The 14009-nt window shown below is 53.4% G+C and carries 9 protein-coding genes; 4 read left to right on the forward strand and 5 right to left on the reverse strand.

Features of this window, described 5'->3' with window-relative positions; translation table 11 throughout:
• Window positions 1-64: 64 nt before the first annotated feature.
• Together Q9L42_RS05790 and Q9L42_RS05795 are read left to right on the forward strand one after the other, a co-directional pair.
• Window positions 65-2131 (forward strand): TonB-dependent receptor plug domain-containing protein, encoded by a 2067-nt coding sequence (locus Q9L42_RS05790; protein ID WP_305909371.1) that lies wholly within the window; start codon window positions 65-67, stop codon window positions 2129-2131.
• The gene (locus Q9L42_RS05795; RefSeq protein ID WP_305909370.1) at window positions 2131-2733 is read left to right on the forward strand and encodes an alpha-ketoglutarate-dependent dioxygenase AlkB family protein; all 603 of its coding nucleotides are present in this window, start codon (window positions 2131-2133) and stop codon (window positions 2731-2733) included. Before Q9L42_RS05790 ends, Q9L42_RS05795 begins: the two co-directional genes overlap by 1 nt.
• Here Q9L42_RS05795 and Q9L42_RS05800 read toward each other — a convergent pair.
• Window positions 2718-4895, reverse strand: a complete 2178-nt coding sequence (locus Q9L42_RS05800; protein ID WP_349432261.1) for a transglycosylase domain-containing protein — start codon at window positions 4893-4895, stop codon at window positions 2718-2720. The genes Q9L42_RS05795 and Q9L42_RS05800 overlap by 16 nt on opposite strands.
• Window positions 4892-10723, reverse strand: a complete 5832-nt coding sequence (locus Q9L42_RS05805) for an alpha-2-macroglobulin family protein (protein WP_349432263.1) — start codon at window positions 10721-10723, stop codon at window positions 4892-4894. Before Q9L42_RS05805 ends, Q9L42_RS05800 begins: the two co-directional genes overlap by 4 nt.
• A gap of 95 nt (window positions 10724-10818) precedes the next feature.
• On the opposite strand from Q9L42_RS05805, the gene Q9L42_RS05810 reads away from it, so the two are divergent.
• A complete protein-coding gene (locus Q9L42_RS05810; RefSeq protein ID WP_349432265.1) occupies window positions 10819-11091 on the forward strand; it encodes a hypothetical protein in 273 nt (90 codons plus the stop codon).
• A gap of 157 nt (window positions 11092-11248) precedes the next feature.
• Here Q9L42_RS05810 and Q9L42_RS05815 read toward each other — a convergent pair whose 3' ends face one another.
• Window positions 11249-11782, reverse strand: coding sequence for an REP-associated tyrosine transposase (locus tag Q9L42_RS05815; protein ID WP_305909364.1), 534 nt, complete (start codon window positions 11780-11782; stop codon window positions 11249-11251).
• Between the two features lie 77 nt (window positions 11783-11859).
• Between Q9L42_RS05815 and Q9L42_RS05820 the strand changes: the two genes are divergently transcribed.
• Window positions 11860-12432, forward strand: coding sequence for a hypothetical protein (locus Q9L42_RS05820; protein WP_305909363.1), 573 nt, complete (start codon window positions 11860-11862; stop codon window positions 12430-12432).
• Between the two features lie 12 nt (window positions 12433-12444).
• Here Q9L42_RS05820 and Q9L42_RS05825 read toward each other — a convergent pair whose 3' ends face one another.
• A complete protein-coding gene (locus tag Q9L42_RS05825; protein WP_349432267.1) occupies window positions 12445-12729 on the reverse strand; it encodes a hypothetical protein in 285 nt (94 codons plus the stop codon).
• A gap of 21 nt (window positions 12730-12750) precedes the next feature.
• Entirely contained in the window at window positions 12751-13311 is a 561-nt protein-coding gene (locus Q9L42_RS05830) for a hypothetical protein (protein ID WP_305909361.1), read from the reverse strand.
• Between the last annotated feature and the right edge of the window lie 698 nt (window positions 13312-14009).

The raw sequence follows: 14009 nt of genomic DNA on the forward strand, positions 1-14009 counted from the left end.
TAAACGACTCCACTCGCTAATGTGTTTGCTCTGTTTCAGCGCCAGCAGCCACGGTGAGGAAAACATGGAGGATTTTCTCTCGCTGTCGCCGGCGGAACTGGCCGATATACCGGTCACCATCGCCACCGGGACAGCCAAGCCTGTCTACCGTTCGGCCGCCGTCACCAGCGTGATCACCGCGGAACAGATCGACGAAATGGGGGCGACCGAACTGCATGAGGTGTTGGAGACCGTCCCCGGTCTGCATGTCAGCATACAGCCGGTCACCAATGATTATGTCTACAGCATGCGCGGCATCGCCAACAACACCAATAATGAAGTGTTGGTCATGATGAACGGCACCCGTTATTCGGTGCCGTATAAAGGCAGTTACATGACCGGGATGGAGATTCCGGTCGAAGCGATACAGCGCATCGAGGTGATCCGCGGCCCGGGTTCTGCGTTATATGGCGCCGATGCCTTTGCCGGCGTGATCAACATCATTACCAAGAAAGCCGGCGATATCGATGGCGCCGTTGCAGGCGTCAGGGGCGGTTCGTGGGACAGCCAGAGCATTTGGGGCCAACATGGCGGCAATTGGCTGGGCTGGGATGTCGCCGCCAGTCTGCAATACAGCCATAACAATGCCGATGACGATCGCATCATCGCCGCCGATGCGCAAACGAGCTTGGATGAAGTCTTAGGCACACGCGCGTCGAACGCGCCGGGCGCGATGCAGACGCAGGCCGAACGGTGGAATGCGCATCTCAATCTGCAACGCAAGCATATCGACATCAATTTTTGGGCTTTCAGCGAGGTCGATGCTGGTTTTCGTGCCGGCGCCGGAGGCGCATTGGATAATGTCGGCAGCGTCGATGGCGAGCATTATCTAGCCGACGTCCGGTTTTCGACCGAAGACGCATTGGAAGACTGGGAATTACAGGCCCATTTCAGCTATTTGAATACCGCCATCGACAGCGAGATCTTCAATTTCCCGGCCGGCAGCGTCGTGCCGATCGGTGCGGATGGCAATTTCACCGCGGAGGTCATGGATAGCCGAGGCCTGGTGTTTTTCCCAGAAGGCATGCGCACCGATATCGGCATCAAGAACAAGGTGCCGAGCTTGGAACTGAGCAGTCTCTATAAGGGCCTTGACGATCATTTAATCCGCTTCATTGCCGGCTACCGCTATGAAGAACTGAATACGTCGGAAAGCAGGAATTACGGCGTCGGCATTCTCGATGGCGCGATTATTCCGCCTTCCGCTGCTGAGTTGGTCGACGTCACCGGCACAGACGCGATATTTTTGCCCGACCGGCACCGCGATATCTGGTCGTTCGCCTTGCAGGACGAATGGCAGATCGCTAAAGGATGGCAGTTGACCGCCGGCATTCGTTATGACGAGTATTCGGACTTTGGCAGCACCCTCAATCCCCGCGCGGCGCTGGTGTGGGATGTCAACGAACAACTGACGACTAAACTGTTATACGGCCAGGCTTATCGGGCGCCGAGTTTTCTCGAACAATACCAGCAGAACAGCCAATTGTTTATCGGCAACGCCGATCTGGAGCCGGAAGAGATCGAAACCGTCGAATTGGCCTTCGATTATCGGCCGATGCGGACGCTGCGTACGGCGCTGAATGTTTATTATTATCAGATCGAGAACTTGATCGGCAACGAAGCGGCTTTTATCGATGCCTCCGAGCCGGGTGTGGTGAACGGCGAGGGACAGCACGGCTATGGCATGGAGCTGGAATGGGATTGGCAATTCCAGCAAAACTGGAAATTCCGCGGCAACTATGCCTGGCAATATGCCCGCAACGAGGATTTCAAAAGGCGGGTCAGCGGCGTGCCCGAGCATAAGCTTTATTCGGCGTTGGTCTGGAGTTTCATGCCGCAGTGGCGATTGCAAACCCAGCTGAATTGGGTCGGACACCGAATCAGTCCGGTGGGCGATAGCCGGATGTTGGAGGATTATGAAACAGTCGATATCACGCTGAATGGGAAAAAGCTTTTTGGCGTGGTCGATGTGACGGCGTCGGTGCGCAACGTGTTCGACAGCGATGGCAGGGAGCCGGCGATCTCGGCCTATCCGGACAATCTGCCGATTCCGGGACAAAGCTTTTATCTTGAGACGTCGATTCATTTTTGATGACGACATTGACGGCGGAAAACCTCGCTCCGCGAGACGGAGAGCTTTATTTGATCAGGGCTTTTTATAGGGCGCAGCAGGCCGATCGTTTATTTCAACAGTTATTAGCGCAGCTGGACTGGCGGCAGGAGCGCCTGTTCATTTATGGCCGCTGGATCGACGTGCCTCGCCTGATGTGTTGGTATGGCGACCCCGGCAGGCATTATCGTTATTCCGGAGTCGATCACGAGCCTTTGCCATGGACCGATAGCTTGCTGACCATCAAGGTCGATGTCGAGTCTGCGTGCGGGGCGTCCTTCAACAGCGTGCTGGCCAATTTATACCGAAACGGTCGGGATTCGATGGGCTGCCATGCCGATGACGAAAAGGAATTAGGGAGGAATCCGCTGATTGCCTCGCTGAGTTTAGGGGAACGAAGATTGCTGCGTTTTCGCCATAATCAAAGCCGGCAGAAACTCGACCTCGAGCTGAGGCATGGCGATCTGTTGCTGATGGCCGGCGAGTTGCAGCACCATTGGAAGCATGAATTGCCGAAAACCAGAAAAACGAAAAAGGCCAGAATCAACCTGACCTTTCGCAAGATCGATCAATTGACCCGATAGTCTACCGGCTCGGTCTGCAATAATTTTTCACCGTGACGCCAGATCGTCGCCGACACCCGGTGCCGGCCGCGGCGCAAGGTCCATAAGTGACGACCTCCTACGGTCTTCGCAACGGCTCGGCCATCGATACGCCATTCCACGCGATCGTCGGGATTTATGCCCTGTAAAATAAATTCGAAGCGTTGTTTCGCCGCCGGAATTCTCGGGTCGATCGCCAAGTGCAAGCCAGGACTAGGCTGTCTGAATCTGATGGGCAATGGCTGGATCTTTTCGGCCTTTGAGGCGGCTTGTTTAGTGGGGAGAAAGTATTCTTCGCGCAATGATTGGCATGCGCTATGGGTCGCCACCGGCTGTCCTGTTGTTCGGCAGACGGTCTTGCGGATCAGTTGGGGACTTAAATACAGCGGCTGGGTTTGTCGTTGTTGATTCACGCGCGAAAAAACGCTGCGCAGCAGCAAACCAGGCCCGCGTGCGCCGGTCAAGCCGTCGGTCGGCCGATTATTCAGGTTGCCCATCCAGACCCCGACCGTGTAGCGGTCATTGAAACCGACCGCCCAACTGTCCCTGAAATCGCTGGAGGTGCCGGTTTTGATCGCCGTTTGTTGCGGCAGGTTCAAGACGCTGGCGGAACCGAATTCCAGTCTGCGCGCCTCCGGGTCGGAAAGAATATTGCCGACCAGCGAGGCGACCGCTGACGAAAACAGGCGTTTGCCTGCCTCCGCCTTGTTTTTTTCAAACTGCAGCGGTCGCGAGACGCCGCGATTGGCCAGCGTCGAAAAGCCCTGTACTAATTGCAACAAAGAGACTTCGGCGTTGCCCAAGGCCAGGCCGTCGCCATAGACCTCCGGGTGGCGGGTCAGGTCGGCGAAGCCCAGCTGCCTTAAACGAGTCAAATAGCGTTGTACGCCAACATATTGTATCGTGCGCAACGCGGGGATATTCAGCGAATTACCCAAGGCTTCGCGGAGACTGACCGGGCCGTAGAATACCCGGCTGTAATTTTGATACTCATGCAGTCCGTATCCGACCGATTCCGCCAGCGGGGCATCGTCGATGATCGCCGCCGCCGTCCAGCCTTTTTCCAGGGCCATCGCATAGAGGAAAGGCTTCAAGGCAGAACCGGGCTGCCTTAGCGTCGTGACGCCGTCTATCATCGCTGCCGGTTGCTGCCGATTTCCCGCGCCGGCGACAACCCAGGCCAGTATTTCGCTGCGTCGATGATCGACGACCAATAACGCGGCATTGTCGACATGATGCTCGGATAAAATCGTCATGCGCTGGTCCAGCAAGCCTTGCAGTTTTTGTTGCAACACGCCGTCCAGCGTCGTGACCAGTTTTTTTTCATCGCCGTCGTAGTTGCGCAGCACATGACGCACAAAATGGGAGGCTTGAACGGCTAAGGCCGGTTTCTTTAACGCGAATGGTTCCCGGGCCAACGTTGCCATCTCGTCGGGCGGCAATAAGTGGGCGCCCAGGCGTTGTATCGCTTGTTCCAACGCCGCGGTTTTTTTATAAATATCCAGCCGCGACGGCGCCCTGACCAAGACCGCTAGCGCCAGCATCTCCTTTTTACTTAGGGTCTCCAGATCGCGGTCGAAATAATAGCGTGCCGCCTGTTTAACGCCCCGGCGCTTGGCGGCATAGGGCGCCTGGTTTAGATAAAACCACAGGATTTGTCGTTTGCCGACCGAGCGTTCCAATTGGCGCGCCTCCCAGCCTTCCAGCCAACGCGACCAGACCGTTCTGGGTCTAGGGTGTAGCATCTTGACGACCTGTTCGGACAGTGTGCTGGCGCCGCGTACGGTGCGCAGATTGATCATGTTTTGATATAAGGCATGCAGCCGGGCGAGCCAATCGATGCCCGCGTGCCGGTAAAAACGCTGGTCTTCGGCCTTGATCAAGGCTAGGCGCAAGAAGGCTGGTATCCGATGCAATGGCGTCAAATCATGCACATTCCAGCGATTTTGATAGGTGATGGAAAGCGGCTGTCGATGTCGGTCCAGCAGCTGCATCTTGTCCGCTTCCGCCAATATCTTCGTCAATGTAGCCGGAATCGGCAACAAGGCATGAGCGGTGACGGCGGCCAGGCCCGCGAAGGTTAACAGCGCCGCCGCGAAATAGCGGTATAAAAGCGAGCCATGCCACCGACCTTTCTTATTCACTTTTCTTCGACCCGTAATCTGCCTGTCTGACTCTTGCCGAAGACATCGGGATCATACATCTCCTCGGCGTGCGCCGCTTGCCTGCTAAATTCACCGACGGCAATGGCTTGAGCCGTGTAACTCAAATGGTAACGGCCGGCCGGGAGATAATCGGAATAAAAACGCACCGTATCATGTTTGATTTCGCGGTGATAGAAACTCCAGCGCGAGACGTTATAGCCGATCCAGTCGTCGAACTGGAACCACCAGGCGCCCCCGGCCATCGCCCTTTCGCCTTTAGCGGCGTCGACGCCGGAGGCTGTGGCCAGATCGCGGTTGACCGGTTCCAGTCCGCCCGGCACCGGATCTTCGACGACGACGAAATGCCTGGCCGCCGGCAGCGACAGATATAGGTCGACCCGCACCAGTTCGCCCCGGCTTATGTTCGTCACGCTGTCGGCATGGGGGTCGCGGCTATCCAGCAGCAGCCATCGACCATTGCGCTCGACGCTGTATTCCCGGCGCAGGTCGATGCCGGCGTTGATCGGCTGACTTATGCCTTCACGCGGCGCATAGGATAAGCGGGTGCTGTGATAAAGGCGCCCGCGTCCTTGTCGGGTTATCGTCACCGTTCGCGCTTGACCGAGCATGTCTTCGTGCAGCGGCAGGGTCAGCGTCTTGGCCCGATCGCGCCGGTCGTCAAAGGCGACGTCGCCGAGGGGCTCGTTTTCGACAGCGACGCTGACTTCCAAGGCCGGTTGCTCACTTTCGTAACGCCGGCTGTAATCGGTCAGCGCCTGCATGCAAAACAGGTTTTCTTGGGTGTTTTCCCAGTGATCGCGCTTGCCCCGGGCCTGAGTGATCGTTCTGACCAGCTTGAACGGACTGTCGCCGGGCTGCTTGCTTTGGATCAATGCCGACAGGATCGCACAATTGGCCCGCAACGGCGTCGCTAATATGCGTGTATAGCTGTCGTCCAGCTCCTCGTTGAAGGAAAGCTTGCCGCCCGACTGCTGGGCGTGGCTGATGATCATGTCGCGGACCTCGGCCACGAGCCGTTCTCCGCCTTGGACGGCCAAGGCCGCCTGCAGATAATGGGCCTTGCCGAACAAGCTCATGTAGGGGACATGAGGGCGATAGCGGCGTAGGTCGGACAGGCCGACCTTGCCCTGAGCGCTCAAGGCAGCCAGCGCGACCGCACGCACGGTCGCGGCCATGCCCTTGCTGTAGAAAGTCGGCGAGGCATCCTTGCGTAACAAGGTCTGCAGATAAGCATGCAACTGCCGTTCGACGGGGGCCGGGATATCATGGCCGGCGTCGCGCAGCCAGTTGAAGGCGAGCGCCGTGTAGGCGCTCAGATAGGGACTGACATAGTCGTTTTGCGGGAGGTAATAAGTCATGCCGCCGTTCGGCGCCTGAAAGTCGGCCGCCCGGGCCAGTATTTCTCGCGGCAGTCCGGCGCTTTCCGGCCAGCTGAGCTCATCCGGCAAATAATCGTGTAGGCGCTGGAAATGCGCCGCCATCACCGCTTGGCTGAGCTGCTGCTCCCAACAATGATAAGGGTAATCGCGCAGATAGCGGAATGCGCCGCCGATATTGCCGATCACCGAAGGCGACAATTCGACGCTGATGTCGCCGATATCCGGATGGATTTGTTTCGGCACGGCTAGTGCGGCTGTGACTTGATCGTCGCGAGTGCTGCCATAATCGGCGGCGGTGATCAGCGCGCGCCGTTTCAATATCGGGATGGCATGCCGCAGTGCGTCGCCGTCCCGTTCGTCGACAGCGGTGACGTTGAAACGGATTTCGTCCTGATCGAGATCGCGGCTCAGTTTGATCGATGAAGCAAGGGTTTCGGCATAAACGGTCTGGCGTTGATAAGCATCCAACTCCAGCGTTTTGGTCAGGCTGAACGCCTTGTCGAGATCGCCTTCGGCGCTGATGACGACCTGGATGCTGCGCTTTTGATCGCTGCGGTTCATGATGCTGAAACCGGCCATGAAGCGGTCGCCTTCGCTGACCTGGTTGGGCATGACCGGGCGGATCTCGGTCGGCTGATTGACCTTGAAGCTTTGTTGCCCTAGCCCCATGCGGTCGCCGGGGGTGACCGCCAGCGCCAGGATGCGCCAGCCGGTCAAATTATCCGGTAAGGTGAATTCGATGTCCGCATTGCCAGCGTCGTCGGTTTTGATGGATGGGTTCCAGTAACTGACGTATTTGAACAGCGAACGCATGCTCAAGGCTCCGCCGCCGTCACCGCCGCTGCTGGCGCCTTTCTTTTCGAACTTCTGGCGCCCCAGCAATCGAGTCAACAAGCTGTAGTTTTTGACATCCAGCGCTTCCAGACGATAGAAGCCCCGATAGGGGGCGAAATAACGGCTACCGCCGGCGATCAAGTCCAGCACCGCTTCGTCCAGCACCACGACGGCGAGCTCTATCGGCTGGTTGCCGTCAGGATTTCTGGGCTTGGCCTGCAGATGCGCCTTGACCTTGGCTCCCGGCTTGTAGATTTCGGCATCCGTTTCGATCGCCACGTCGATTTCTTTCCACGGATCTCTGACCGGAACCTTCAGGTAACCGATTTTGAAGGCCGGTTTGCCTAAGTCGATCTTGCCGTCGCCCAGCGGTTTTTCGACCCGTGGCGACATCACCACGACCGAAAAATAAAACCCGGGCAACAGCTCTTCATCGATGTCGAACTCGATGACCGGCGTGCTTGCCGTGAGTTTCTGCCGCCATTGTTTGATCACGCCGTAACGCTCCAGCGTGACCAGCGCATCGGCGCCGGGATAAGGATTCTTGACCAGGTAGCGGGCGGTGTCGCCTACCTGATATTCGGTTTTTTCCGGGATGAGCTGCAGGCTGTTGTCATTCGGCTGTCGCCAAACCACCCGGCCTTTGCCGGCCACCCAGACCGTCAGCACCGTTGTATGAGGCTTGCCTTGACTGTCCTTGATCGTGGCGGTGATCTTATAGTTGCCGGGTTGATCGGGGATGAATTCGCAGCTTGACGACTGTTGTTGCGAAACGCCTTGGCAGTGTCCAGCGTCGAGCCAGCGACTGCTGAACTGGCTGACATAGGCGTTGCCGGCGCCCTTGACTCGGGCCGAAACCGTTTCTTCACGTTGTATCGTCAACGATACCGGCGTTCCCGCCGCCGGCTTGCCGGCGGCATCGACGACCAGATAGTCGATAACGGCCGGCTCATCTTCGTTGAACAACCATTGCGTGCTTTTCAGGCCGACCAGACGGTCGACCGCCAGATAGTCGGCCGAGGTGACGGCGGCGATATATTTACCGCGTTCATCCCGGACGCTGCTTTCAACCGTTAATTTGCCATAGATGATGTCGGTATCCGGCAATTCCATGCTCACCTGGGTTTCGCCTCGATCATCGAGCGCTTGCGTTTGTTGCAACAGTTGTCGGTCGTTTTGCCCCCGATAGCTGTCGAAGTGAAAGCCGCGGGCCAGGGGGTGGGCCGAATTGAACTGGCGCGACGCTAAATCGATGCTCACCCTGGCTTGGGCGTCTTGATAGGCGCCGCCGGAATGCAGTCGGGCCAGGGTGTGAAGGCGCAGTTCGTCGCCGGCATGGAAACGGTCGCCGTTCAGTTCGTTGCTAACCTTGAACGGCGACGGCGTGAAATCGCTGACCAAGACCTTGAGGGGCTGCCATTGACGGGAAGTGAACGCCGCCTTCAGCCGAAAACGATACCAGCCGATCGTCGCGCTTTGCGGGATTTTATAGGCGCCATGATAGGCGCCGAATTCGGATAATTCAAGTTCGTCTATTTGATGCACGGTCTTCCCGGCAGGGTCGATGATTTCCAGTCGATAACCCTGGCGGGGCGGCGGGACAAAGGTCTGTTTGTCCTGATTGCGCAGATAAAGTTTGAACTGCATCGTATCGCCGGCGCGGTATATGCCTTGCGCCGTCGTGCCCCAGGCGTGTATATGGCCGAATTCCTGTTGCTGCGAGGCATAGACCGAATAGGAAGAGGCCCGATAGGTATTGACCTCGAAATGATGGTTCAGCGGCATCAAAGCCATCTGGCCTTGTTTTTCGACTTTGACGAACAAACGCTGACAATTGTCCTGATGACAGCGCCAACCGAAGGTTTGCAGCTTGGGGTCCAACTTATCGCTACCCGGCAGCAGGGTGACGCCGTCCCGGTCGGTGACGCCTTGCGCGAGCATCGTCGGGTCGGCCTGCAGCTTGGTGAGCGCATCCTTATAGATTGACACCTTGGCGTCGGCGACCGGTTCGCCTGTGGCGAAATCGGTCACCCAAACCAGGCTGTTGAAGTGTCCCAGTTTGACATGCAGCTGATAAGGCGAAACCTGGGAAAAGAAAACCCTGGCCTGGCGGTCTTTGGCGACGGCCGGTGTGGAATCGATTGCGCCGTAAACGGCTCCGCTTTCGCCGTTCAGCAGCTGTCTTATTGTCAACGGTATGGCGAAGGAAACGTCTTCGGCCTGCGGCACATCGAGCCGTACCGATTGGTTTTCTTGTCCGCCCCGCGGCGTCAGCGTGCGGTAGTTTAACGTGATTTTGTCCAGGTTGGTGACATAGAGCGGCAGCTCCGAATCGGTTTGCTGCTCCAGCACCGAGTGCCGGTAGACTCGGGTGAAATCCGGTTTGCGATGGTCGGTCCAAAAAGTCATGTTTATAGCGGTGTCTAGTTCTCGGCCGAATTCATCGTTCAGCCTCATCCCCTCTTTAACCCGAACCCGGTACTGCTGCGCGGCCTTTAACGTTTCCGGCAGCCATACCAGGTAGTTTTGGCCTTTTTTATGCGTCCAACTCAAACGGGAATAATCACCAACATTGGCCCAAGGATCGTAATCCTTCCGTTCTCCAGCCAGGTCCGGGGTGATCGATAGTTTGTCTTTGACTTCGGAATTCAGCAGCGGCGAGGAAAAACTCAAGGCGATGCGTTCCAGCGGATTGCATAGTCTGGCAGCGTCGGAATTTTCCGGCGTGATCAACAGTGTTTCGTTAGCGTTGGAACGGCATGAGATGCCGTTAAATCGGAACTCGGGAAAGGTGTCGAAGCTTACCAGCGTCCTGGATGCTATTCCCCGTTCTTCACCGAATGCCGAGACCAGGCCGGGTTCCGATTTAAGTTGTACCGGGCTGTTCAGCGGCAATTCGCTGGCAGGGCTCAGTAACCAGACCCGTCGGGCTTCCAGCGTTCCGGTGAGTGTTGCTTCGTCGTCCACTCTGCGGCTTTGTTGTTTGCCGAAATCGAGCGACGTCTTTTCACCGGGGAGAGTTAGCAAGCGCGGCGCTTGATGAGCATCGGGATCGGCCTTGGCGATCAGCGCAATCCTCGTCGATGTCTGAGCAGTCGGCGCCGAAAAATACAGATGTCGTTGTACCGAGTCGCGGCTGACCGGCTGATTGAAAGTCGCCTGCAACAGCGGATGACCCGGTGCTTGCCAGGTTTTAAAACGAACATGCCTAACCCTGGGGCGTTCGGTGATGAATTGGTGCACGAAAGGTTGTTCGATGAGGGAACCGTCCTGGGCTTTGAGGCCGGGCCAGACGGTCAAGGCGTAGCGGGTCGCCTGTTGCATGGCCGCTTTCTCGCCCAGTTGGCAGGCCAGTGAGGAGCGGTCCAGCCAGCGCCATTGGCAATCCAGATGGGGAGAGAGGGTGATCGCGACTTCTTCTGGAGTTCGCTCCATCCGGCCGATAGGGACGACGGCTCTATCGAACTGAATGACGATCTGGCGACCGGCCGGAACGTCTTCGCCGGATGGATGGATGCTGAGTATTTTCAGCCCTTCATCGCCCGATGTGACAGTAGAGAGAAATAATAGCGTGAAAAAAATCGTTAGCTTCATTGCTGCCCCCAGACCAAGATTGCAGTCTGAAACATAACATCAGTTGACGGGGTAAAGGTAGTTATTTGTCGGCTGATAGGGATAGCCAAACCGAGGTGACCGATCAAAAACAGATGGACAGCGCCTTTGCCGATGTCTTCAGCGAATACAAGTTGGAAGAGCGGCTGGATATTTTGGGTTACGGCTCGCGCGATGCCTATCTGGACGCTGAATCGACCATTGCCGAGAGCTTGCGCATCTGTTGGAAGCGAATCACACGCCACGGTTTTGGAATATTGTTCGGGCCCAGACCCCCAATATGGATAAGGCGAAGCAATGGCTGCGCAAGCATGGCCAGATTCTTGAGGAGGATATTTGATCTTGGCTGAATGATCCGTTCTGCCAGAATTGCAGGACGCTTAAAGTATGATTTCCGCGTCGGCATGGCTGAGCAAAGGGGCGTATCCGGGGTTCTGCTGCTCCAGTGCTGTTTCCCAAAGCTCGAGCTTGGGAAACCAAACCGGGAAGCTCCAGCTTCCCGAACTCTCACCACTCTCGAACAACATCGATCAATCCCGGCTGCCCCAAATAATTCCGCGCACTGGAATAACGCCAATGTTCCGGTCGGTCGACATAACCGCGTTTCACGGGATTCTGATGAATATACTCTAACTTCTGCCGCATTACCGACTCGGATTCGATCATTTTCGGATGGCTGCCTTCCTCCCAAATTTGATAGCGACTTTCCGTCTTATGAGCACGCTTAAAAAAAGCCAGTAATCCTAACAGCCGTTCGGCATTTTGTTGTTCTAAGTGAGCGATGATCTGTTTCGCCGTGTAAGACTTGAAGCGTTGCATATCACGACTTAAATCGTCCGATGCGGCAATCAGATGCAAATGATTTTCCAGAATCACATAGCCGTATAACTTGAATTTGCCGGAGTTCTGCAGAAATCGCCAGGAATCTAAAACGATATCGACAGTCTGCGGCTGAGTGAATAGCGGCAGCCAAGCGTTGACCGTTGCCGTCAGGAAATGCGGGCAGGGGTTCATCAGGACACGGTAGCTGCTTTTTGTCATTTTGGCTTTCCTGCGGGTTTAATCAGGAAGCTGGAGCTTCCGAGTCTTATTATCCAAGCCGGAGCTTGGATAACAGAGTGCTGTTTATAGAGCTAATTTCGCTGCTTTCCAAGCTCCAGCTTCCCAAATACTTACTACTTAAGGGTAATATAGATCAAATCCATCTGCCTCAGATAATTACGAGAACAGGAAAAGGTTCTTATTGTGAGCGTCTTATGGGAATTGCTGTTTGTGACATTGCAACAAACGTTCTTTTCAAGACAGTTGGCCAATCAAGCACTAGATACGCATCAGATGGAAAAGACTATTCTTACGACTTGGAAAGATACAAAGTAGGACTTTCATCAAAAGATAACGAATTAGACTTAGGTCACATTAAAAATGGAAAAATCAGTTTAGACTTCTCTCCTGCTTTAGACTTTATTGCCAAAAGCAAAACTGAAAAAGGCTTTTTCAGTTACACAATTAAAACCGGCAATGATGTCTTCAAAACTGGAAAAATAACTTTTAATGTAAACTCTCCAGGAAAAACTGGAAGTTGTGGCGAAGAAATACTTAATGATGTTTATGGAGGAACTGATAATCCTCCTGAAAGTGAAGAAGATAAGGGAGACGAAAATCAAGAATTAGACTCTTATAATAATAAATAAGACTTAATTATTTTAAAAGTTTAATTTTGAATCAAAAGTGCTTAATTTTAATTTTTTTTTTGAAAGTTGGTATAAATTACTATCAATTAAGTTTTGAGCAAATTCTCTTTTACCTTGTAATGCTAAATCCATCCCTAGAATTCCAGCCGCCTGATAAGTCAAATAAGCATCGTTACATGGGTCCTCTTTCCCATCATATATATGTTCTATATGAATTTCTTTAGGTATTTTTTTAGCTATTTCATCTAAAACTGCTTTCATTTGTTGTGGCGACATTTTTAAAAATCTGTCTGCCAATATTCTTCTATCTGTTTCTGTTTAATATCCAAGTTTTTGTGCATATCCAAACATTGCATTTGCAAGTAAAGGTTGTGCATGAGAATAACTTCCATCTAAAAACATATAATATCCATGAACTAAATCTCCAAGTAGTGGATTTTCTCTTTTTAAAGCATATGGACTTGGCCTATCCTTGAATTTAGCTGCCACAATATATCCTGGAAAATTTTTTTCTCTAATTTCATTATTTTTACTATAAAAAACATTATCAAATTTTCTAATTGCATTTGGTCTACTCTCAAAATTAAAATTTGCCTCATATTCGGTCCAAATATCAAATAAAAAACGATTTCCTCTAACAACATCGGGGATATTTTTAATTTCTTTAGCATCCGCCTCATTAAATCCCGCCTTAACAACATATTCTGTAAGTGGTCCTTTCTGTCCAGTCATTTCGTTATTTTCCTGTTTATGAACAGAAACATTCCCCAACATCAGTGGAAGTGAAACTAAAGCTGCTCCCACTTTTTTCAAAATTCCTTTCTTAGTATTATCCATGTAAACTAAGCTATCTTCTAATCCCATTTTAAAATTGTTCATAGCATTCTCGAAATTAATATAATTAAAACAGTTAAAATATTGTTATGAAATTAAGGAATAAGCCAATTCAGATAAAAATAGTATCAACGAGAAATCACAGCAGATACATACAACAAGATAATATTGTTATCAGCGACTAATTAGCAGAAGCATGGCCTAAATATAACGCCGAGTTATCGTCTTATCAAGAAGAGATTGCTATAGTCCTGTCTACCAAACCGAAGCTAAGGCAACTGAGGAGCTAGAGTGGCTCTGTTTCCCAAGCTCCAGTTCATCGTTATACATAAGTCAAAAAAACCAATGCGCTTTCTATATTGTCACAGGATTGATTGATAAGATGTATTCCGATCGGCGTAAAGAGTGAGCGTTCCGTTGGAGATTGATGGGATTCAATGTTGATGGATGTCCTCACAAGCATGCCTGTGCTCTGTGCCGGAATGCTCCCGGGAGTGCAAAAGCTTGAGCTTTTGCTTAAAAAAGCTCAAGCTTTTTTACTCCGACGTCATTGCGCATGAGGCTCAACGCGATGTCGAGACAAGATGTGTATAACGATGAGAGCAAGAGCTTGGGATACAGAGAAGCCGGAGCGTGGATCACAGAAAGGATGTCTTTCGGTGTTCAAAAGCCTGATCGCCGAGGGTGTTTTGGGTTGAGAGTGATGTCATGCCGGCTCTCGCCTTACGTTATACTGTAGGTTG

Source organism: Methylomarinum sp. Ch1-1 (genome assembly GCF_030717995.2).
Classification (GTDB): Bacteria; Pseudomonadota; Gammaproteobacteria; order Methylococcales; family Methylomonadaceae; genus Methylomarinum; species Methylomarinum roseum.

What these genes read in the sequence shown, in the direction of transcription:
- Q9L42_RS05790 (WP_305909371.1), top strand. Translation starts at nt 65, where the DNA reads ATGGAGGATTTTCTCTCGCTGTCGCCGGCGGAACTGGCCGATATACCG.
- Q9L42_RS05795 (WP_305909370.1), top strand. Translation starts at nt 2,131, where the DNA reads ATGACGACATTGACGGCGGAAAACCTCGCTCCGCGAGACGGAGAGCTT.
- Q9L42_RS05805 (WP_349432263.1), bottom strand. Translation starts at nt 10,723, where the DNA reads ATGAAGCTAACGATTTTTTTCACGCTATTATTTCTCTCTACTGTCACA.
- Q9L42_RS05815 (WP_305909364.1), bottom strand. Translation starts at nt 11,782, where the DNA reads ATGACAAAAAGCAGCTACCGTGTCCTGATGAACCCCTGCCCGCATTTC.
- Q9L42_RS05830 (WP_305909361.1), bottom strand. Translation starts at nt 13,311, where the DNA reads ATGAACAATTTTAAAATGGGATTAGAAGATAGCTTAGTTTACATGGAT.